The organism is Methylobacterium sp. M6A4_1b (assembly GCF_053345175.1).
In genome coordinates, this window is record NZ_JBKEZQ010000007.1 from 179,452 (window position 1) to 198,570 (window position 19,119).

A 19,119-nucleotide genomic window follows, 5' to 3' on the forward strand; every position below is an offset into this window, starting at 1 on the left:
CTCGGCGCGCTCCCCTGGAATCGGGTCTCAGAACACGAGCAAGCCGCCTCCCGTTCGGGAGGCGGCTCTCGAAACAGGTCGGGCTCCACACGGGAGCCCGCCGTGATCAGACGGTCTGGAGGTTGCCGGCGGACTGCTTGCCGCTGCGCTTGTCGGTTTCCATCTCGTAGGAGACCTTCTGGCCTTCCGCGAGGCCGCGCATGCCGGCGCGCTCGACAGCCGAGATGTGCACGAACACGTCGCTTCCGCCGTTATCCGGCTGGATGAAACCGAAACCCTTTGTTTCGTTGAACCACTTAACAGTACCGACAGCCATCGTATTCCTTCGCCCTTGCGGGCTTCATCTACCGGAGGTCCACGCGATCATGCGCGGCCGTCTCCGTCACCAGTTCAGGGCCTAAAAATCCTCGGCTCGATTTCGTAAACGAAACCGCGCCACCGAGGTTCTGCCGTTGAATTGATATTGAAACTGTACGCGCTCAGCCGCCGTTTAGCAAATCGAAAGTCAGATCGGGTGTCGCAGGTCCCGAATTTCGATGGAAAGACGTCGCTGCGGCAGCCGATGGTCGATCGCGATCTCCGGCGTGAGTCCAGCGTAGATCCGGGGCGCGGCGCGTCGTGCGCACCGATCCCGCGGTCCGGGGCGCCAGACTTGGCCACGCCGACCACGCACCAGCACTTTCTCCGCGCGAATCGATCCAGCCGCGGCGGCGGAACCGGAGGATGCGAAAGTCATTGATCACTCCGACCCTTCGCCCGCTTTCGTGATCCCAACCTTGCAAACTTCGCTTTCGGACCGGCACGTCAAAGACGGGACCTTCCCCCTCCGGCAGGTGCGCTTCTCCAGTGGCGACTATCCCGAGGCCGACGCCGCACAGGTCTACCAATTGATGTTCGCCAGCGCGGCGCTGATGACGCCGCTGGTGACGCCGTTCCATGTGGAGATCACCAGTTTCTGGTCCGAGCACCTGCGCTTCCACTTCATGGACGGGGTCCCCTTCGTCTTCCATCGGCCGGCGCAGAAGCTCGGTTACGACGGCCTCGACGCGATCGTCCTGCAGCATGTCGAGACGGGCGACATCATCGGCAACTTCGACGGCCGGGAGGTGCGGACCGGGGCCGGCTCGGTCTACGTCATCGATTTTTCCCGTCCGACGATCATTCGCGACGCCCAGGGCATCCCGCGCCAGCGACGCAACTTCGTCGCCATGCCGCGCGCCTTCGCCCGGCGCTGGTTCGGCCCCCTGGACCGGATCCACGGCCTCGTCATCCCGCCGGATATCGCCGATCCCTACACCTCGCATCTCCTGCGGATGCGCGAGCGCCTGCCGCGCCTGACGGCCCTCGATGCCGAGACGATGAGCCATACGGCCACGCTGATGGCCCAGGCCGTCACGGCCGCCCTCGGACACGGGACAGCGCTGAACGACCCGGCCCGGCTCTACCAGAAGGCCTGTCTCTACATCGAGGCGAACCTGGGCAACCCGGACCTGAGCGCCGCCGAAGTCGCGCGCCGCATCGGCGCTTCGCGCTCCAAGCTGTTCGCGCTGTTCCAGCCGGTGGGCGGGGTCGAATGCTTCATCCGCACGGCCCGGCTCGAACGGATCAAGGAGGCCCTCGGCGCGCCGGCCCAGCCGCATCCCATCGCGGTGCTGGCCGAGGAGGTGGGATTCCGCAGCGCGGCCCAGCTCAGCCGCGCGTTCCGGCAGCATTTCGGAATGTCGCCGTCGCAGTTCAGCGCGAGCGCCGATCCCGGCGGGGTCCGGCGGATCGCCGAGCGGGCCTGAGGCGGATCGGGCAGCCGCCCTAGAGGGCCAGCGAGACCTTGATCACGCCGCCATCCTCCTTGTCCGGCCGGGTGGTGAAGCCGAGCTGGCGGCAGACCGCGAGCATGGGCCTGTTTTCGCGCAGCACCGTCCCCTCGACCCGTGCGAGTCCCTCGATGCGGGCCCAGTCGATCATCAGACTCATCAGGGCGTGGCCGAGGCCGGTGCCCTTGCGGTCGCCATGGATCAGGATGGCGTACTCGCCGCTGTCGTGATTGGCGTCGGCGTGGAGCCGCACGGCACCGAGCATCATCCCGGTGGCGGCATCGATGGCCACGAAGGCGATGGCGCGGGCGTAGTCGAGCTGGGTGAGCTTGGCGAGGAAGGCGTGGTTGAAGTCCCGCACCGGCGCGAAGAAGCGCAGGCGCAGATCCTCGGCGCTGACCGACTGGAAGAAGGTGAGGAACAGCGCCTCGTCCTCCGGACGCACCGGACGCACCGTGACGGTCTCGCCCCGGAGGTGGAGGGTGCGCTCCCATTCCACCGGATAGGGGCGGATCGCGAAGCGCGGATGGTAAGCGCCCCGGGCGCGCCGTCCGGCCACGGCTTCGGGCGCCACCATCACGCGGGCATCGAGGGCGAGCGCGCCGGTCTCGTCGGCGAGAAGCGGGTTGATGTCGAGCTCGCGCACTTCCGGACAATCGGCGGCCAGCTGCGCGAGCTTCACGAGGACCAGCGCCACCGCGTGGCGGTTCACCGCCGGAACGTCGCGGTAGGCCGCCAGGCGCCGGGCGACCCGGGTGCGGTCGATCAGCTCGGAGGCGAGGCGCAGGTCGAGGGGTGGCAGGCCGACGGCCCGGTCGTCGATGACCTCCACCGCCGTGCCACCGCGCCCGAAAACCACCACGGGCCCGAAGGTCGGGTCCTCGGCGAGGCCCGCGATCAGCTCGCGCTGCTTGCCGCGCCGGATCATCGGCTGCACCGCGAAGCCGGTGATCCGCGCCTCCGGCGCGAGCCGGCGGGCCCGGGCCAGGATGTCGGCGGCGGCCGCCCGCACATCGGCCTCGCTGGTGAGGTCGAGCCGTACGCCGCCGATGTCGGATTTGTGGACGATGTCCGGCGAGACGACCTTGAGCGCGACGGCGCCGCCGCGGGCGATGATGGGCCAGGCGGCCGTCGCGGCGGCATCGATGTCGGGGGCGAGCGTCAGGGGCACGCTGTCGATGCGGTAGGCGGCGAGGAGGTCGGCCACCGCCACGGGATCGAGCCAGGTCTGCCCTTGGGCCACCGCCTGCGCGACGACGGCGCGGGCCGCTTCGACGTCGGGCGAGAAGTCGCGCGGCAGCGAATCGGGCGTGCGCATCAGGTCGTTCTGCGCCTCCCGGTAGCGCACGAGGTGCAGGAATCCCTCGACCGCTGCGTCGTCGGTGGAGAAGCGCGGGATGCCGGCGGCGGCGAGGCGGCCGACGGCCTCGGCCTCTTCGCCGATCGTGACCGCGAAGACCGGCTTCCTGCGCGCGCCGCTCCGGCGGATGCGGGCGACGGTATCGGCGATCGCCGCGGCGACCTCCGTGCCGTCCGAGCGCGCCGTCGGCACGTGCACGGCCAGGACCGCGTCGTTGCCGGGATCCGCCAGCAGCGGCGCGAGGGCCTCGGCATAATCCGCGGGCCCGGCGGCGACGCCGAGATCCACGGGATTGCCCAGCGTCCCCGCCGCCGCGAGTGTGCCGCCGCGGTCGGCGAGGCGGTCGGCCGCCAGGGCGCCGATGCCGCGTCCGTTGCCCAGGATCGCGAGGCGGTGGCCCGGGAAGGGGCGCTGGCGCCCGAGGGTCTCCACGGCGGAGAACATCGCATCCAGGCTCTCCACCGAGAGCAGTCCGGCGCGCCGGAACGCGGCTTCGTAGACGGTGTCGGGCCGCGCGAGCGCGCCCGTATGGGTCGCGGCGTGCCGGGTCGGCGCCCGGTGCCGCCCCGCCCGCAGAACCACCACCGGCTTGGCGCGCGCGGCGGCCCGCGCCGCCGACATGAACTTGCGCGCATCGATGACCGCATCGAGGGAGAGCAGGATCGCGCGGGTGCGGATGTCGGCGGCGAAGTGGTCGAGGCAGTCCGCCACGTCGATGTCGCAGGCGATGCCGAGGGAGAGCACCGCCGAGAAGCCCACATCCCGGCGCGCCGCCCACTCGACGATGCCGGCGGCCACCGTGCCCGACTGCGAGACCAGCGCAAGGTCGCCGGCCTTCGGCGCACGCGCGAGAAGGCTCGCGTCGAGCTGCGCGCCCGGCACGGACAGGCCGATGCTGCCGGGGCCGAGCAGGCGCAGGCCATGGCGGCGCGCCTCCGCCCGGGCCGCCTCGCAGACGGCGTCGCCGACGTCCGGCGTCAGGATCACGGCGCTGGCCGCGCCGCGCCGCCCGGCTTCCGCGACCCGATCGGGAATTTCGGCGGCGGGGGTCGCCAGGATCACGAGGTCCGGCGCCTCCGGCAGGTCGGCGAAACCCGGGACCATCCCGGCCGCCGCGTCCGGTCCGAGCCGGTGGATCGGCCCGGGAAAGCCGCCGCGGCGCAGGTTGGCCAGGACGGCCTCGGCCAACCCGGCCGGCCCCGCCTCGAGACCGGCCAGGGCGATCGCGCGCGGGGCGAGCAACGCCTCGAAGCGGTACGTACTCATCAGGCGGGACGCCTCTGCTCGGGTGACGGGGCCACCGCCCCTGAACCGGGCCGGACGGCGAGCGCATCCGGCAGGCGGTGTTATAGACCGCCCGCGCCCGACCGGTAGGGCGTTCGCGCCCGGAGTCCCGCATGCCGAAGTCCCTGACCTCTCCCGAAGCCGCGGATGCGGCGGCCCGCGCCGGCATCGTCGCGACGATGCGCGACCTCATCACCCTCGGGCTGAGCCAAGGCACCTCCGGCAACGTCTCGGTGCGGGCGGGCGCGGGCTTCCTCGTCACGCCGTCGGGGATCCCGGCCGAGTCCCTGGAGGCGGCGGACATCGTGGCGATGGATTTCGACGGTGGCCACGCGCACCCCCTCGCGCCGTCGTCCGAATGGCGCTTTCACCGCGACATCCTCGCGGCGCGGCCGGAGGTCAACGCGGTCGTGCACGCGCACCCGACCCACTGCACCGCCTTCGCGATGTGCGGGCAGGAGATCCCGGCGGTGCACTACATGATCGCGGCCGCCGGCGGCCCGACCGTGCGCTGCGCCCCCTACGCCCCCTACGGCACCGAGGCCCTGTCGGCCGCGGCCCTCGCGGCCCTGGAGGGGCGGACGGCCTGCCTCCTGGCCAATCACGGCATGATCGCCGTCGGCGCGGACCTCCCGAAGGCACTCTGGCTCGCGGTCGAGGTGGAGGCCCTCTGCCGACAATACGCGATGGCCTTGCAGGTCGGGACGCCGATCGTCCTGGCGGACGACGAGATCTGGCGGACAGTCGAGCGGTTCAAGTCCTACGGTCCGCGCAACCGCAGCGATGACTAACCTGGCGCGAGGCGACTTGCGCGGGAGACGACTTGGGCCTGAGACGACTTGGGCGCGTGCCGAGATCATCCGTTTCGGATCATCCACATCTGCCCGGCATAAATTTTTGCGGGAGAATGCGCACCGATCGGCCAGAAATTTCGCCCTCATCGCAGACTGCCCGCGCCGGAACGCATTAGAATTCTGTATTCAAGGACCTTTTTAGTTCTTCGCCCCAGTTTGCTAAGTTACGACCCAATAGGACTTAATTGGATCAGATGAAGCGCGGCATCTGAGCCCTATCAGATCAATCAAGATCCCAGGTAAAATTAATTTTACCGTCTGCCTCGGGCGACATATAGGCGCTGGAGGATGATCCTTCAGACCTTGTGCAGAAAGGTAGAAAATTGGGCAAAATCAGGCTGGATTTTCGGAATGGCTATTGCTGCTGATCTATTCCAGTTCAACAGGAAGAAACCGAACGCCAGCTTTACGACACCTGACTGGGCTCTTGCGTTTTGCTTGTCTTCATCATAGCTACCGACAAGTCACAACCATGCCGCTACATCCCAAACCTCCGAAACAGCGGATCGCAGTGGGGGTGGCGGCAGCCGAAATGCAACGAGAGATTCAGAATGAGCGCTGAGAACGGACCCCTGCCGGACTACATCGAACTCGCGGCAGACATCGTATCTGCCTTCGTGAGCAACAACTCGGTTCCGATCGCGGACCTGCCCGCCCTGATCGGCTCGGTCTACCTCACCCTCGGCAAGCTGAATCAGGTCGGGACCGAGGAGAAGGCTGAGCCTCTGACCCCCGCCGTCTCGATCAAGCGCTCGATCACGCCGGATTTCATCGTCTGCCTGGAAGACGGGAAGAAGTTCAAATCGCTCAAGCGCCACCTGCGCACGCGCTACGAGATGACCCCGGAGCAGTATCGCACCAAGTGGAATCTCCCGAGCGACTATCCGATGGTCGCCCCGAACTACGCGGCTGCCCGCTCGGAACTGGCCAAGAACATGGGCCTCGGCCAGCAGCGCCGTAAGCAGGAGACCGTTCCCGCCGCCGAGATCGAGGCTGCCGCGCCGGCCCCGCGCGGACGCCGTCCCCGGGTGGCCGCCCAGGCCTGAGGCCGGGTGACCCGCGGGTGGCGGACCGAGATCGACGGATCAGAGGGCCGGGGCCTGACACCCCGGTCCTCTCCGTTTTATCCACAGGTTATCCAAACGCTCCTGGACGAATGCCCGGCCTTCCGGCCGATGCTGTTCGGTTCACAGGTCAGCCCGGTATTCGCAGCGACAGGCGACCCGGCGTTCACACTTCCATCCTGGCGGCGTCAGCATCGGCGAGCCGCCCGACGCACGCGCGCGGTCCCGGGATCGCCCTCCGTTAGAGATCGTGCAACCCTACGCTGGCACGGTCGCGCTCGACGATGCCGGCGGTCGCACGATCGCGGCACCCCTCGGGTTGGGACCACCGCATGTCGGGCCGATCGCGCCTCGTGGCGCGCCTGTTCTGGACTTCCGTGATCGGCGGCGGCTGCGCCCTGTGGCTCGGGCAACCCGGTGCCGTGGGCACCGGCCTCGCGCTCGCCGGCGTCCTCCTCCACCATCTCGACCGGCCGCGGCGCCTGCGCCGCCTGATCCGAAGGATCGCGCGGCCGCACGCGGCGACCCTGGCTCTGCGGCGCCGGCAGGAATGCTTCGTCGATGCCTACGGCAACCTGATCAGCGACGGATGGGAGCGCGAGCGCGCCTACTTCGCGGAGCGCACCGTGTTGCCGAAGCTCGAAGCGCGTGGCCATGGCGACGCGGTGGACGGCGCCTGGAATGACATTCTCGCCATCATCGAGCGGGTGGCGGATGGCGTGCCAGTGCCGGACGAGAGCGAAGCGCCGACGGAGGGCGTCGCCTACGAGCGCTACTGCGCGGAGCGCCTGCGAGACGGGGGCTGGCAGGCCCGCGCGACCCAGGCCAGCGGCGATCAGGGCGCCGACATCGTCGCCGAGCGGAGCGGGATCCGTCTCGTGGTCCAGTGCAAGCGCTACGGGCGCCCGGTGGGCAACGGCGCCGTGCAGGAGGTCGCCGCGGCGATGCGCTACTGGTCGGGCGACATGGCGGCGGTGGTCTCCAATGCCGGGTTCACGCCCGCGGCGCGCAAGCTCGCCGCCGCCACCGGTGTCCTGCTCCTGCATCACGACGCGCTCGCCGATCTGCAGCCGGCGACGTCCGCGACGCCGGCGAGTGCGAGGCGGCGCCCGGCGCGCTCAACCCTCGCCGAGCGGTAGCCAGCAGTGCCCCTGCGCCGCCAGCAGCACGGTCGCGCCCTCCGGGCCGTCGCTGCCGGCGGCGTACGGCTCCACCGGGGCCTCGGCCCAGGCCTTCAGCAGCGGATCGACCACCGCCCAGGCGGCTTCGATACTGTCGGCGCGCTGGAACAGGGTCGCGTCGCCGATCAGGCAATCATAGAGCAGCGTCTCGTAGCCGACGCTCGGCGTCTCGCGGAAGAAGTCGCCGTAGTCGAAGGCCGCCGTGACCCGGCCGAGATCCAGGCGCGGCCCGGGCCGCTTGGCATTCATGACGATGTCCATCCCCTGCTCGGGATCGATGCGGAACCGCAGGACGTCGGGCGTCACGGGCGCGTCGGGGGTCGCGAACGGCGATGACGCCGGCGGCCGGAAGTGAAGCGCGATCTCGGTGACGCGGTCGGTCATCCGCTTGCCGGTGCGCAAGTAGAACGGCACGCCCGTCCAGCGCGGATTGTCGATGGCGAGCTCGAGGGCGACGTAGGTCTCGGTCCGAGACTCCCCGGCGACGTTCGGCTCGTCGCGGTAGGCCGCCACGGCGTGCCCGTGCTCCTGGCCGGCGCCGTACTGCCCGCGCACCGCCTGCCCGGGCTGGACCGGCTGCACCGCCTGGATCAGGCGGGCCTTCGCGTCGCGGACATCCTCGGCGTCCAGGGTCCTGGGTGGTTCCATCGCCACCATGCAGAGCAGCTGAAAGAGATGGTTGGGCACCATGTCGCGCAGGGCGCCGGTCGGTTCGTAGAAGGCGCCGCGCTCCTCGACGCCGATGGTCTCCGCCGCGGTGATCTCCACATGGTCGATGTGGTCGCGATGCCAGACGGGGCCGAGGAGGCCGTTGGCGAAGCGGATCGCCAGGATGCTCTGCACCGTCTCCTTGCCGAGGAAGTGGTCGATGCGGAAGAACTGACTCTCGGCGCCCTGCTTCAGGATGCGGGCGTTGAGCGCCCGCGCCGAATCGAGGTCGCTGCCGAAGGGCTTCTCGATGACGACCCGGCGGAAGGCGTCCGTCCCTTCCTTCAGGAGGCCGGCCTGCCCCAGGGCGTCGACGATCGGTCCGAAGAAGCGGGCGGAGACCGCGAGGTAGAAGATCACGTTGCCGGACAGCGCCTGGGCGAGGCCCGAGAAGGTCTCGGCGGCGGTGAAATCTCCCTGCCGGAAGTGCAGGCGCTCGCGGACGAAGCCCCAGGCCTCGGAATCGATGTGATCGGGATGGAATTCGGAGGAGCGGTCCGTGGTGAAGGACTGCATCGTGTCGGTGAGATTCTGGCGCCAGCCCTCGTCGGTATTGGCGTTGTGATCGACGCCGATGATCCGGAATTCCGGATCGAGGAGGCCGCCGGCCGCGAGGTTGTAGAGGGCCGGCATCAGCAGCCGCTTCGTCAGGTCGCCGCCGGCCCCGAAGATCACCAGGGTGCAGGGCGGCGCCGCCGGGACGGGCTGATGCCCGGGAGCCTCGGCGGGCGCTTTGGCGGGGGGTGTCTGGTCCATGGCCCACGGCCTCCACTGGCGATTGCCGCGCGGCGCGACGGCAAAATCCGCTCGTCAACCTGCGGCGTCCGGCGACGTTCCGGCCAAGGTCGTGCCGGATCGCACGGGCTGGCCCGATCGGCGCCTATTCGTCGGTGCGGACGGCCTGGCCCGAATCCACCGGCAGGCGGGCGTCCTTGAGTTCGTCGCCGCTCGGCAGGCTGCGCACGTCCCAGCCGCCGCCGAGGGCGCGGATCAGCGAGACGGCGGTGGTGAAGCGGTTGAGCCGGACCTGCAGGGCGTTGACCTCGTTGTTGAGGGCGATCGCCTGCGCGGTGACCACGGTGGTGAAGTTCTGGGTGCCGGCCCGGTATTCGTTGAGGGTGATCTCCACCGCGCGCCGCGCCGAGGCGACGGCCTCGTCCTGCGCCACCTGCTGACGGGCGAGGATGCGTACGCCGGCCAGCCCGTTCTCGACCTCCGAGAAGGCGGTGAGCACGGTCTGGCGGTAATTGGCCACGCTGGCGTCGTAGGCCGCGCGGGTGATGCGCAGGGCCGCCGCGCGGGCGCCGCCATCGTAGAACACCTCCGAACCGGCGGCCGCCACGGACCAGACCTGGTTCACGGCCGAGAACAGGCCGTTGGCCGGGTTGCCCGAGATGCCGCCGGAAGCCGACAGGGTGACGGTGGGGTAGAACGCCGCCACGGCGACGCCGATCTGCTCGCTCTGAGCCTGCACGTTGCGCTCGGCCTGCGCCACGTCGGGACGCCGCTCGAGGAGCGCCGAGGGAATGCCGACCGGCACCGCGGGCGGCCGCGCGGGCAGCGGCGCCACCGGCAGGCTCAGCTCGGAGGGCGGTCGGCCGACGAGGAGCGCGATGGCGTGCTCGAAGGTGGCGCGCTGGAGGCCGACGGCGATGGCCTGGGCCTGGGTGGTCTGGAGCTGGGTCTGGGCCGTGATCACGTCCGAGCGCGCGGCCACGCCGGCGTTGTACTGGTTCTCGGTGATCGCGAGGCTCTTCTTGTAGCCCTCGATGTTCTCGTTGAGCACGCGCTGGAGGGAATCCTGGTAGCGCAGCGTCAGGTAGTTGGTCGCCACTTCGGACTGGAGCGTGAGGCGCACCAGGGCGAGTTCCGCGGCGCTCGCCTGGGCCGTGGCGACCTCGCTCTCGATGTTGCGGCGGATGCGGCCGAAGAGGTCGAGCTCCCAGCTCGCCTGCCCCTGGAGCGAGACGTTGGTGCGCTCGATCCCGAGGGAGCGGGACCGCGAGATGCCGGGGGCGCCCGTGACCGTGGGAAAGAGCGCGGCGCGGGCCTGGGCGACGAAGGCGCGGGCCTGCTCGTAGGCGGAGACCTGGGCCCGCAGGCTCTGGTTGTCGACGTCGACGAGGCGGATCAGCCGGTCGAGGGTGGGGTCGCGAAACACCTGCCACCAGTCGCCACGCTCGGCCCCGTCATCGGGCGAGGCCGGTCGCCAGCCCTTGCGGCTCGCCACGTAGGCGGCGCTGTCCTCGCGGGTGCCGCCCTGCTTGAACGCCAGGGGCGTCTCCACCGAGGGACGCGAATAGTCCGGACCGACCATGCAGCCGGAGAGGGTGGCGGCGAGGAGGATGGCAGTCAGGCACGAACGCCCCTTCCCTCCCCCCTCCGCGGCGGAGAGTGGCCTGCGCAGCGGGTCGGGAGAGGGGAGCGCGTGATCCGGAGCGCTCGCCCCCTCTCCCGCCGGCTCCGCAGGCACCCTCCCCCGCAGGGGGGGGAGGGAGATGCGCACGCAACGGCCTGCCACGGCGGACATGGGACTCATTCGGCGGGGCTCAGCGCGGCGCCGGACGCCGGTGCGCGGCGGCGCAGCCGGTCGAGATAGAGGTAGACGACGGGGGTGGTGTAGAGGGTCAGGATCTGGCTCACGATCAGGCCGCCGACGATGGCGATGCCGAGGGGCCGCCGCAGTTCGGAGCCCTCCCCGCCGGCGAGGATGAGGGGCAATGCACCGAGCATCGCGGCGAGCGTTGTCATCATGATCGGTCGGAAGCGCAAGAGGCAGGCCTCGAAGATCGCGGCCTGGGGGGAGGCCCCGCGGGTGCGCTCGGCATCGAGGGCGAAGTCGATCATCATGATCGCGTTCTTCTTCACGATGCCGATGAGCAGGAAGACCGCGATCAGCGCGATGACGGTGAACTCGGTCCCCGAGACGAGGAGCGCCAGGAGGGCGCCGATGCCGGCCGAAGGCAGCGTCGACAGGATCGTGATCGGGTGCACGAAGCTCTCGTAGAGGATCCCGAGGATCGTGTAGACGGCGACGAGAGCGGCCAGGATCAGAAGCGGCTGGCGCGAGGAGGATTCCTGGAAGCTCTTGGCTGAGCCGGCGAATTCGCCGTGGATCGTGGCCGGAAGGCGCAGGTCGGTGATCGCCGCGTCGATGGCGGCGGTGGCATCCGAGAGGCTCTTGCCCGGCACGAGGTTGAACGAGATCGTGGTCGCGACGAACAGGCCCTGGTGGCTCACCTGGACCGGCGCGTTGCCGGTCTCCAGCCGGGCGAAGGCCGAGAGCGGGATCATCGTCTCCTTGGAACTCGACACCGGCGCGCTGGAGGAGGCGCCGCCCTTGCCGCCCGCGATGGCGTTGGCCGCGGCGTTGCGGGCGGAATCGGTGGCGATGGAGGCGGCGCTGGCATCGGCGGTCGCCGTCGAGCCCACGGCGCCGGTGGGGGCCGCCGCGGCGGGGGCGCCCGCGACCGTGCCGGCCACCGCGTTGGTGGTGGCCGAGCCCCGCGCCTTGCCGCCCGAGGTCGAGACGTAGAGCATCTTCAGGGTGTCGGGGCTCTGGAGGTAGCGCGGGGCGATCTCCATCACGACGTGGTACTGGTTCAGCGGGTTGTAGATCGTCGAGACCTGGCGCTGGCCGAAGGCGTCGTAGAGCGTGTTGTCGATCTTGTCCGGGGTCAGGCCGTAGCGGAAGGCGCTGGCCCGGTCGATGACGAGGCGGCTCTCGAGCCCCCCCTCCTGCTGGTCCGAGGTGACGTCGGCGAAGATCGGGTTCTTCTGCAGGGCCTGCACCAGCTTCGGCGCGGCCTGGTACAGTTCCTCGGCGGTGTCGCCCTGGAGGGTGTACTGGTACTGGGCGAAGCTCTGGCGGCCGCCCATGCGCAGGTCCTGGCGCGGAAACAGGTAGAGCCGGGCGCCGGCGACGCGGGACAGCTTCGGGCGCAGGCGCGCCATCACGGCGGTGATGGATTCGCGCTCGCCCCGGGGCTTCAAGCCGACGAAGACGTTGGCCGAGTTGGTGCCGCGACCGCCGGTGAACCCGACGACGCTGTCGACGGCCGGATCGGCCTGCACGATGGCGGTGGCCTGCTCCAGCTTCTGCTTCATGGACTGGAACGAGATGCGCTGGTCGGCCTGGATGCCGCCCATCATCTGCCCGGTATCCTGCTCGGGGAAGAAGCCCTTCGGGACGATGATGTAGAGATAGACGTTGAGCCCCACCGTCGCCAGCAGGGTGAGGACCACCAGGCGCCGGTGCCGCATGGCGACCCGCAGGGTGCGCTCGTAGCCCGCCAGCATCCCGTCGAACCCGGCCTCGAGGCCGCGCACGAGCCAGTTCGGCCGCGCCGCCCCGTGCGCTGCCTCGCGCCGGAGCAATAGCGCGCACATCATCGGCGTGGTGGTGAGGGACAGAACGAGCGAGATCAGGATCGCCAGCGACAGGGTGACGGCGAACTCCTGGAACAGCCGCCCGACGATGCCGCCCATCAGCAGGATCGGCAGGAACACCGCCACCAGGGACAGGCTCATGGAGATGACGGTGAAGCCGACCTCGCGGGAGCCGAGCAGGGCCGCCTCGACCCGCGGCCTGCCCTGCTCGATGTGCCGCTGGATGTTCTCCAGGACCACGATGGCGTCGTCGACGACGAAGCCCGTGGCGATGATCAGCGCCATCAGCGACAGGATGTCGAGGCTGTAGTCGAGCAGGTACATCGCCGAGAAGGTGCCGACGATGGAGATCGGTACGGCCACCGCCGGGATCAGGGTGGCGCGTCCCGAGCGCAGGAACAGGAACACCACGAAGATCACGAGGACGACCGCGATGACCAGCGTCTCCTCGGTCTCTGCCAGCGAGGCGCGGATGGTGGCGCTGCGGTCGCCCGTGACCGTGAGGTCGATGTCGCCGGGAAGCGCCGCCGTCACCTGCGGGATCGCGGCCTTGAGCCCCTTGATCGTCTCGACGACGTTGGAGCCGGGCTGCTTGTATATGAACAGGATCACGCCCGGCTTGCCGTTGACGAGGCCGAGGTTGCGCCGGTCCTCCACCGAATCCTCGATGGTGCCGACATCGGTGAGGCGCACGGCGGCGCCGTTGCGATAGGCCACGACGAGGTCGCGGTAATCGGCGGCCACCCGGCCCTGGTCGTTGGCGTAGAGCTGGTAGTGACGCGTCTCGGTCTCGATCGCGCCCTTGGGCGAGTTGGCGTTGGCCGAGGCCAGGGCCGCACGGATGCCTTCGAGGCCGATGCCGTAGTTGAACAGGGCGGTCGGATCGAGCGCCACCCGCACCGCCGGGAGCGACGAGCCGCCGATGTCGACGTTCCCGACCCCGGGAAGCTGGGACATCTTCTGCTGCACCACCGTGGCGGCGGAATCGTAGAGCTGGCCCGGTATCAGGGTGTTCGAGGTCAGCCCCAGGATGAGGATCGGCGCATCGGCGGGGTTGAACTTCCGGTAGGTCGGATTCGAGCGCAGGGCCGTCGGCAGGTCGGCCCGGGCGGCGTTGATCGCCGCCTGGACGTCGCGGGCCGCGCCGTCGATGTCGCGGTTGAGCCCGAACATCAGCACGAGGCGTACCGAGCCGAGCGAACTCGTCGAAGTCATCTCGGTGACGTCGGCGATCGAGCCGAGGCGCCGTTCCAGCGGCGCCGCCACGGTGGTGGCCATGGTCTCCGGCGAGGCGCCGGCCATCTGCGCCTGGACCAGGATGACGGGGAAATCCACCTGCGGCAGCGGTGCCACCGGCAGCTTCATGAAGGCGAAGATGCCGGCGAGCAGCACGCCGATGGTCAGCAGCGTGGTGGCGACGGGCCGACGGATGAACGGCTCGGAGACGTTCACGGCAGCGCCTCGACGCTGTCGGCGCCGCCGGCACGGCGGCCGGAGAGGCGCCGCTCCAGGCGGTCGAAGGCGAGGTAGATCACCGGGGTGGTGAACAGGGTCAGCACCTGACTCACGATGAGGCCGCCGGCGATGACGATGCCCAGTGGCTGGCGCAGCTCGGACCCCACGCCGGTGCCGACGATGAGCGGCACGGCCGCGAACAGCGCCGCCAGCGTCGTCATCAGGATCGGCCGGAAGCGCAGGATGCAGGCCTCGTAGATCGCGTCGCGGGGGCTCATCCCCTCCTCGCGCTCGGCCTGGAGCGCGAAGTCGATCATCATGATCGCGTTCTTCTTCACGATGCCGATCAGGAGCACGATGCCGATGATCGCGATGATGTCGAGGGAGAGGCCGAACAGCATCAGCCCGATCAGCGCCCCGATGCCGGCCGAGGGCAGGGTCGACAGGATGGTGATCGGGTGGATGAAGCTCTCGTAGAGCACGCCGAGGACGATGTAGACGGTGACGATGGCGGCCAGCACCAGGAACAGTTGGTTCGAGAGCGCCGACTGGAAGGCGAAGACCGAGCCCTGCGGCACCACGCGGAAGCTCGGCGGCAGGTCGATGGATTGCCGCGCCGCCTCGACCGCCGAGACCGCGTCGCCCAGGGCCGCGCCGGGGGCGAGGTTGAACGACACGGTTGTGGCGGGGAACTGCCCGAGATGGCTGATCAGCAGCGGTGCCCGCCGTTCGCTGACCTGGGCCACCGCCGAGAGCGGGACCTGGCCGGAGGCGACCGTGGAGGACGGCAGGTAGATGTGGTCCAGGCTCTCGATCGTCTTGTGCAGCTCGGGGTCGGCCTCGAGGATGACCCGGTATTGGTTCGATTGGGTGAAGATCGTCGAGATGATGCGCTGGCCGAAGGCGTCGTAGAGGGCGTTGTCGACGGTCGCCGGGGTGATGCCGTAGCGCCCTGCGGTGGGCCGGTCGATGGTGATGTAGGCCGCGAGCCCGCTCGCCTGCAGGTCGCTCGCCACGTCCATGAGGAGCGGCGAGGCCTGCAGAGCCCGCACGAAGCGCGGCACCCAGGTCTCGAACTCCGTCAGGTTCGGGTTCTCCAGGATGACCTGGTACTGGGTCGCGCCCACCGCCGTGTCGATGGTCAGGTCCTGCACCGATTGCAGGTAGAGGCGGATGCCGGCCACGTTCGTGGTGGCCGCCTTCAGCCGCTCGATGATCTCGGGCGCGCGGGCGGTGCGCGCGTCCTGCGGCTTCAGGTTGATGAGGAAGCGGCCGGAATTCAGGGTGACGTTCTGGCCGTCGACCCCGATGAAGGAGGACAGGCTCTGCACGTCCGGGTCCTTCAGCACGATGGCGGCGAGCTTCTGCTGGCGCTCGGCCATGGCGGCGTAGGAGACGGTCTGGTCGGCCTGGGTCACGCCCTGGATGACGCCGGTGTCCTGCACCGGGAAGAACCCCTTCGGGATCACCACGAACAGGTAGGCGGTGAGCGCGATCGTGCCGAGGGTGACGAGGAGGGTCAGCGTCTGGTGGCGCAGCACCACCCGCAGCATGCGGCCGTAGCTCGCGATGATGCCGTCCATGCCCCGGCGGGCGGTGCGGGCGATGACGCCCTCGCGGCGCTCGGACTTCCCGGGCACGTGGGCCTTGAGCAGCCGCGCGCACAGCATCGGCACGAGGGTCAGGGAGACCACCGCCGAGATGATGATCGTGGCCGCCAGCGTGATCGCGAATTCGTGGAACAGGCGCCCGACCACGTCGCCCATGAACAGGAGCGGGATCAGCACCGCGATCAGCGAGACGGTGAGCGAGATGATGGTGAAGCCGATCTCGCGGCTGCCCTTGAGCGCGGCTTCCAGGGGGGAATCGCCCTCCTCCACGTGGCGGGCGATGTTCTCGATGACCACGATGGCGTCGTCGACCACGAAGCCGGTGGCGATGGTGAGCGCCATCAGCGACAGGTTGTCGAGGGAGAAGCCGTAGAGGTCCATGACGGCCAGGGAGCCGATCAGGGAGAGGGGTACCGACAGGCTCGGGATCAGGGTCGCGGAGACGCTGCGCAGGAACAGGAAGATCACCAGCACCACGAGGCCGATGGCCAGCGCCAGCTCCACCTGCACGTCGTGCACCGAGGCGCGGATGGTGGTGGTGCGGTCCGTGAGCACGGTCACGGTGATGGCGGCCGGCAGGGTCGCCTGGAGTTGGGGGAGCAGCGCCTTGATCTTGTCGACGGTGGCGATGACGTTGGCGCCGGGCTGGCGCTGGATGTTGAGGATGACGGCCGGCGTCTCGTCCATCCAGGCGCCGAGCTTGGTGTTCTCCGGCCCGTTCACCACGTCGGCCACGTCCGAGAGCCGGACCGGCGCACCGTTCTTGTAGGCGATGATCGCGTCGTCGTAGGCCTTCGGGTCGCGGATCTGGTCGTTGGCGTTGATGGCGTAGGACTGGGTCGGGCCGTCGATGGTACCCTTGGGCGTGTTGACGTTGAGGTTGGTGACCGTGGTGCGCAGGTCGTCGATGTTGAGGCCGTAGGCCGCGAGCGCCCGGGCGTTGAAGCGGATGCGCACGGCGGGCCGCTGTCCGCCGCCGGTGCTGACGAGGCCGACGCCGGCCACCTGCGAGATCTTCTGCGCCAGCCGCGTCTCGGCGAGATCGCGCACCTCGGTCAGCGGCAGGGTCTTCGAGGTCAGCGCCAGGGTCAGGATCGGCGCATCGGCCGGATTGACCTTGGCGTAGATCGGGGGTGCGGGCAGGTCGGAGGGCAGGAGGTTGCCGGCCGCGTTGATCGCCGCCTGAACCTGCTGCTCGGCGATGTCGAGGGGCAGGTCCAGGCTGAACTGCAGGGTGACGACGGAGGCCCCGGCCGAGCTCTGCGACGTCATCTGGTTCAGGTTGGCGAGCTGCCCGAACTGCCGCTCCAGGGGAGCCGTCACCGCCGAGGTCATCACCTCGGGGCTGGCGCCCGGATAGAAGGTCTGGATCTGGATCGTCGGGTAATCCACCGACGGCAGCGCCGAGACCGGCAGGTTCAGGTACGACACCATGCCGACGAGCAGGATCGCCAGCATGAACAGCGTGGTGGCGACCGGCCGCAGGATGAAGAGGCGGGACGGGTTCATGAGCCCAGCCCTCCCCTCTCTGCGGAGGGGAGAGTGAGATGCGCACGGCGGATCCGCGTTACGCAGGACATCACTCGGCGGGCTTCTGGCGGCGGCGCTCGCGCTTCTGGCCTTCTGGGGCGACCGCGTCCGCCTTGGCGGCATCGGCCTTCTCGCCTTCCTTCACGGGGGCGGCCGCCGGCATCGCGGGCGTGTTGGCCGACGCCTCGCGAGCGGGTGCCGCGACGGCCTTGCCGCCCTCCTCGGTCACCCGCACGCCGGCCCCATCCCGCAGACGGTCGGTGCCGTCCACGACCACGCGGTCGCCGTTGCTCAACCCCTCGGTGACCACCGTCCGCGGGCCGTCCGCCTCGCCGAGCTTGACCGGCCGGACCACGACCTTGTCGTCGCCCTGCATCAGGTAGACGTAGGTACCCGGCGTCCCCCGCAGGATCGCAGCGGTGGGAACGATGGGGGCAGCGCGCACCGTGTCGACGGTGAGCTTGGCGTTGACGAACTGGTTCGGGAACAGCGCGTCGTCCTGGTTCTCGAAGATCGCCCGCAGCTTCACGGTGCCGGTGGTGGTATCGATCTGGTTGTCCACGGTGTCGAGGACGCCCGTGGCGATGACGTTGGTGTCGCCCCGGTCGTAGGCCGTCACGGCGAGCTTGGCGCCCGCGCGCACCCGCCGCATCACGCGCGCCACGTCGTCCTCCGGCAGGGTGAAGACCACCGAGATCGGGTGAAGCTGCGTGACCACCACAATGCTGGTGGAGGCGGCGGTGATGTAGTTGCCCTGGTCGATCTGGCGCAGGCCGACGCGGCCCTCCACCGGAGAGACGATGCGGGTATAGGTGATGTTGAGCTTCTGCTGGTCGACGAGGGCCTGGTCGGCCGCCACCGTGCCCTCGTTCTGCTTCACGAGAGCCCCTTGCGTGTCGACGTTCTGCTTCGAGATCGAGTCCTGCTGGGAGAGCCGCTGGAAGCGGGCGAGGTCGAGCTTCGAGTTCTGCAGCAGCGCCTGATCGCGCATGAGCTGGCCCTGGTACTGGGCCAGCTGAGCCTCGTAGGGCCGCGAGTCGATCTGGGCGAGGAAGTCGCCCTTCTTCACGGTCTGACCCTCGCGGAACCCGATCTCGGTGAGGTAGCCGCTGATCTGCGAGCGCACCGTCACGGTGGCGAGCGGCGTCACGGTGCCGAGGCCGGCGAGAACGATCGGCACGTCGCCGGGTGCCACCGTGGCGATCCCCACCGCCTGGGCCGGCTCGCCATGCCCACCGCGTCCGCCACCCTTGCCGCGCCCGGACGGGGCGGCCACCTGGCTCTCCGATTTCGGCGCGAGGTAGGAGCGGTACCCGGCATAGCCGGCGCCCGCGAGGATCAGGAGCAGGACGAACCAGAAGCCCGCCCGGCTGCGGCGCCGGACGGGCGGCGTGCCGCGTACATCGCCCGGTAGCGCGTCGCCCGGTAGCGCGTCGCCCGGCAGCGCCCCGGGATATTCGCGCGCTGTCTCGGTGCGGATGGGCGAGGTTTCGTTCATGGCCTAACGATCATGACGTGTTGCGGTCGGCGTTGCGAGCGGAAGAACCGCAAGGCCCTCCCGAGACCAACGGTCCTGGACGCGACGCAATCCCGGGCCGCGCGCCGGGCCTGACCCGCGCGGCCCGCCGACAGGGATGAGATAAGGCCCCCGGACGGTCCGGGACAGGATCGAACGACGTCGCACCCCACCCGCCGCGCAGCCGAATCCCGGCCGACACGCGATGGCTCGGAATCGGGTCTCGGCACCGGCCGGTCCCAGGTCTCGAAGGCGGTCGCGGCGCGGCATGGAAGACGACCTAGGCGACCAATGCGACTCCAGTGCGGCCTTCGCGTTTCCGGCGTATTGCTGCAAAGCGGTCGGCGCGAACCGGCT

At 69.7% G+C, this 19,119-nt stretch carries 11 protein-coding genes; 4 read left to right on the forward strand and 7 right to left on the reverse strand.

Annotated features, from left to right (window positions below):
• Positions 1-106: 106 nt before the first annotated feature.
• A complete protein-coding gene (locus tag ACLBWX_RS09960; RefSeq protein WP_447676900.1) occupies positions 107-316 on the reverse strand; it encodes a cold-shock protein in 210 nt (69 codons plus the stop codon).
• Positions 317-776: 460 nt separating this feature from the next.
• Between ACLBWX_RS09960 and ACLBWX_RS09965 the strand changes: the two genes are divergently transcribed.
• Positions 777-1,787 carry a helix-turn-helix domain-containing protein gene (locus ACLBWX_RS09965; protein WP_447676901.1) on the forward strand — a complete coding sequence of 337 codons (1,011 nt, stop codon included), beginning with the start codon at positions 777-779 and terminating at the stop codon, positions 1,785-1,787.
• Between the two features lie 19 nt (positions 1,788-1,806).
• On the opposite strand, the gene ACLBWX_RS09970 is transcribed toward ACLBWX_RS09965, so the two are convergent.
• Complete coding sequence (locus tag ACLBWX_RS09970) at positions 1,807-4,437, reverse strand: bifunctional acetate--CoA ligase family protein/GNAT family N-acetyltransferase (protein ID WP_447676902.1); 2,631 nt, start codon at positions 4,435-4,437, stop codon at positions 1,807-1,809.
• Between the two features lie 197 nt (positions 4,438-4,634).
• Here ACLBWX_RS09970 and ACLBWX_RS09975 point away from each other — a divergent pair, with 197 nt between their 5' ends.
• From ACLBWX_RS09975 to ACLBWX_RS09985, 3 genes are all read left to right on the forward strand, one after another.
• On the forward strand, positions 4,635-5,246 hold the full coding sequence (locus ACLBWX_RS09975) for a class II aldolase/adducin family protein (RefSeq protein WP_447676939.1): 612 nt from the start codon (positions 4,635-4,637) through the stop codon (positions 5,244-5,246).
• Between the two features lie 614 nt (positions 5,247-5,860).
• Entirely contained in the window at positions 5,861-6,355 is a 495-nt protein-coding gene (locus tag ACLBWX_RS09980) for a MucR family transcriptional regulator (RefSeq protein WP_056466294.1), read from the forward strand.
• A 350-nt stretch (positions 6,356-6,705) separates the two neighbouring features.
• Positions 6,706-7,512: a restriction endonuclease gene (locus tag ACLBWX_RS09985; RefSeq protein WP_447676903.1), complete on the forward strand. Its 807-nt coding sequence runs from the start codon at positions 6,706-6,708 to the stop codon at positions 7,510-7,512.
• Here ACLBWX_RS09985 and zwf read toward each other — a convergent pair.
• The 5 genes from zwf to ACLBWX_RS10010 form a co-directional block, all read right to left on the reverse strand.
• A complete protein-coding gene (zwf, locus tag ACLBWX_RS09990; protein ID WP_447676904.1) occupies positions 7,492-9,018 on the reverse strand; it encodes a glucose-6-phosphate dehydrogenase in 1,527 nt (508 codons plus the stop codon). The genes ACLBWX_RS09985 and zwf overlap by 21 nt on opposite strands.
• A gap of 124 nt (positions 9,019-9,142) precedes the next feature.
• On the reverse strand, positions 9,143-10,618 hold the full coding sequence (locus ACLBWX_RS09995; protein ID WP_447676940.1) for an efflux transporter outer membrane subunit: 1,476 nt from the start codon (positions 10,616-10,618) through the stop codon (positions 9,143-9,145).
• 179 nt (positions 10,619-10,797) lie between these two features.
• The gene (locus tag ACLBWX_RS10000) at positions 10,798-14,103 is read right to left on the reverse strand and encodes an efflux RND transporter permease subunit (protein WP_447676905.1); all 3,306 of its coding nucleotides are present in this window, start codon (positions 14,101-14,103) and stop codon (positions 10,798-10,800) included.
• Positions 14,100-17,225 (reverse strand): MdtB/MuxB family multidrug efflux RND transporter permease subunit, encoded by a 3,126-nt coding sequence (locus ACLBWX_RS10005; protein ID WP_447676906.1) that lies wholly within the window; start codon positions 17,223-17,225, stop codon positions 14,100-14,102. Before ACLBWX_RS10005 ends, ACLBWX_RS10000 begins: the two co-directional genes overlap by 4 nt.
• Before the next feature lie 70 nt (positions 17,226-17,295).
• The gene (locus tag ACLBWX_RS10010; RefSeq protein WP_447676907.1) at positions 17,296-18,744 is read right to left on the reverse strand and encodes an MdtA/MuxA family multidrug efflux RND transporter periplasmic adaptor subunit; all 1,449 of its coding nucleotides are present in this window, start codon (positions 18,742-18,744) and stop codon (positions 17,296-17,298) included.
• Positions 18,745-19,119 lie beyond the last annotated feature (375 nt).

What these genes read in the sequence shown, in the direction of transcription:
- ACLBWX_RS09970 (WP_447676902.1), bottom strand. Translation starts at nt 4,437, where the DNA reads ATGAGTACGTACCGCTTCGAGGCGTTGCTCGCCCCGCGCGCGATCGCC.
- ACLBWX_RS10010 (WP_447676907.1), bottom strand. Translation starts at nt 18,744, where the DNA reads ATGAACGAAACCTCGCCCATCCGCACCGAGACAGCGCGCGAATATCCC.
- ACLBWX_RS09975 (WP_447676939.1), top strand. Translation starts at nt 4,635, where the DNA reads ATGCGCGACCTCATCACCCTCGGGCTGAGCCAAGGCACCTCCGGCAAC.
- ACLBWX_RS09980 (WP_056466294.1), top strand. Translation starts at nt 5,861, where the DNA reads ATGAGCGCTGAGAACGGACCCCTGCCGGACTACATCGAACTCGCGGCA.
- ACLBWX_RS09960 (WP_447676900.1), bottom strand. Translation starts at nt 316, where the DNA reads ATGGCTGTCGGTACTGTTAAGTGGTTCAACGAAACAAAGGGTTTCGGT.
- ACLBWX_RS09985 (WP_447676903.1), top strand. Translation starts at nt 6,706, where the DNA reads ATGTCGGGCCGATCGCGCCTCGTGGCGCGCCTGTTCTGGACTTCCGTG.
- zwf (WP_447676904.1), bottom strand. Translation starts at nt 9,018, where the DNA reads ATGGACCAGACACCCCCCGCCAAAGCGCCCGCCGAGGCTCCCGGGCAT.
- ACLBWX_RS10005 (WP_447676906.1), bottom strand. Translation starts at nt 17,225, where the DNA reads ATGAACCCGTCCCGCCTCTTCATCCTGCGGCCGGTCGCCACCACGCTG.